Origin of the sequence: Lapillicoccus sp., from assembly GCF_025353065.1 — a bacterium.
Taxonomy (GTDB): domain Bacteria; phylum Actinomycetota; class Actinomycetes; order Actinomycetales; family Dermatophilaceae; genus Lapillicoccus.
In genome coordinates this window covers 1-2293 of the sequence record NZ_JANXRJ010000056.1, presented here as the reverse complement: position 1 = coordinate 2293, position 2293 = coordinate 1, and the positions used below count along the sequence as shown (strand labels likewise).

At 68.6% G+C, this 2293-nt stretch carries 3 protein-coding genes; all 3 read left to right on the top strand.

Translation table 11 applies throughout. The features are described 5' to 3' along the window. Positions 1–232 (top strand): transposase domain-containing protein (locus tag Q0R63_RS05440; RefSeq protein ID WP_295695082.1); only part of this gene is annotated, 232 nt, incomplete at its 5' end. Then, positions 217–1365: a DUF4331 domain-containing protein gene (locus Q0R63_RS05435; protein ID WP_366521077.1), complete on the top strand. Its 1149-nt coding sequence runs from the start codon at positions 217–219 to the stop codon at positions 1363–1365. The genes Q0R63_RS05440 and Q0R63_RS05435, both read left to right, overlap by 16 nt. A 99-nt stretch (positions 1366–1464) precedes the next feature. Further along, positions 1465–1779 carry a hypothetical protein gene (locus Q0R63_RS05430; RefSeq protein WP_295695080.1) on the top strand — a complete coding sequence of 105 codons (315 nt, stop codon included), beginning with the start codon at positions 1465–1467 and terminating at the stop codon, positions 1777–1779. Positions 1780–2293 lie beyond the last annotated feature (514 nt).

Below are 2293 nucleotides of genomic sequence, written 5' to 3'. Positions count from 1 at the left end.
GGACGGGAAGCTGCCCGCGCATGTGATCACGTATCTGACGTTGGGGTTGTGCCTGTTCCCCGACGACGACTACGAGGAGGTCGCCACGAAGGTCACCGGGTCGCTGGACCGGTTCGGCTGCTGGGACGCCGCTTGGGCCGTGCCGACGGCCAGCGCGATCACCCAGGCTCGTAAACGGTTGGGGCGTAACGTTTTCTTGGAGCTGTTCGAACGCACCTGCGCCGGTCCCTGACGGACCCGAACTGGAACCGCCGCCAGTTCGCCACCGTCACCCGGGTCAACCACGACAACGGCAACAGCCAGGTCCTCGGGCAGCACCTGGCGTGCCCGCCGTGCAACATCGGCCCCTTCTCGACCCCGGACTACACCGCCCTGGCGACGGCGGCGATCCACCGCCTGCCCGGCAGCCGGACCCTGTTCACCGGGCAGCGCGCCGAAGGCTTCTACGTCGACATCGGTGCCATCTTCGACCTGTCCGACCTGCGTCCCTTCCAGAACCTGCACGTGGGCTCCCAGATGCCGAAGGCCCCCGGCGTGAACGGGACCAAGGCCAAGAACGTGCACTCGATCTCCCTGCGGGTACCCAAGACCGACCTCAGCCGTGACGGCTACGCCGCGGCCGATCCGACGGATCCCCGTTCGACCATCGCCGTGTTCGCCAGCGCCAGCCGGCAACGGGTCCGCATCTACGACCACGACGGGAAGCCGGACAACCACGGCCCGTTCGTGCAGGTCTCCCGCCAGGCCAACCCGCTGTTCAACGAGGTCCTGATCCCCATCACGAAGAAGGACCGCTTCAACGCCCAGCAGCCCGAGGACGACAGCCAGTACTCCACGTTCGTCACTCATCCGGAGGTGTCGCGGCGGCTGCCCAGCACCTACCCGGGCGTCTTTCCCCATCTGGCTGCGCTGAACGCCTCCGGCAAGCCGCGGGCCGACCTGGCCGCGATCCTGCTGACCGGGATCCCGGCCGGCATCGTCCCCGGCTTCCAGAACTACACCGGGCCGGTCCAGGCGGACATGCTCCGCCTGAACATGGCCATCGCGCCGACCACCCACGAGCCCAGCAACCTCGGGCTGATCGGGATGGACCCGGCCGGGTTCCCCAACGGACGGCGGGTCTTCGACGACGTTGTGACCATCGAGCTGCGGGCCCTCGCCGGGACCACGTACGCGCTGATCGACCCGTCATACGTCCCTGACGCCGCGGCTGGGGCGATCACTCCCGGACTGACCTCGTCCAACACCGACGTCACCGCGAGGAACACCGTGCACTACCTGCCCTACTTCCCTTATCTCGGGACCCCGCACAGCGGCTTCTACAACCCCCAGGACGACGAGCCGGCCCCCCCGCCGCCTCGCTGACCGGCTACCACCAGCGGCCCGGCCCGCGCGTCTCGACCCGAGGGTGGGTCGAGGCCGCAGGCCGGCCCACCCTCGCGTCGTTCGACCTGGAGGACCCGGATGAGTGAGCAGTCCCAGCTCGGCCCCAGCACCGACGGCAGCATCGTCCTCGACATCGGCGGCGACATCGGCGCGCTGATCATCCTCACCCCACCGGACCTGGCCGGGGCCGAGATCGAGGTCAGTGCGGACGCCCCTGACTCGCCCCGCACCCATGTCGCCGTCCGCGAGCGCCGTGGACCTACCGGCATCCGTTACGCAGCGATCTACCCCGCCCTCCCCACCGGGAGCTACACCATCTGGCATTCCTTGGCCGACGCGTCCCAGCCCGTCGCCATCGTCGGCGGACAGATCACCCAGCTCGACTGGCGCTAACCCCTGAGCCGCGCCAGGATTGCTCTTGGATGGTGATCTTCCCCGAGAACCGAGATTGACGTGGTACCCCTCGACCCGACAGCGGCGCCATAAGGGAGGCAGATCACCGCCGGACATCCAAAAATCGGAACGTTAGGTGCTCCACGGCGCGGACGTCGTCGTCCGCGACCGCGGGGCGAGGGGTCGGGCCAGATGCAGGCTCACAAGCGACCCCAGCGCGACCTGCCGGCGTCAGGTGCGGTCGAGGGCCGCGACGACGGCGGCGGTGACCAGCCCGTAGACCAGGTGCGGGACGGCGTCGCTCGCCCAGTCCGCCGGGGCCCAGGTCCGAGGGTCGGAGACACCTAGCGCTGTCGTTCACGGAATTATGTGACGTAGTTTCACGGAATTATTTGGCGTGGTCCTCGGTGTGTCGTCGTGTCTGGATTCGGCTGGTTCGGCGAACATGCGGAGGGCTGAATCGTCGGCGGGGGTGAGGTGGTGGTGATCGTTGACGGCGGGCAGGACCGGCTGG

Excerpts from the sequence above, each read along its gene's own strand:
- Q0R63_RS05430 (WP_295695080.1), top strand. The coding sequence starts at position 1,465 with ATGAGTGAGCAGTCCCAGCTCGGCCCCAGCACCGACGGCAGCATCGTC.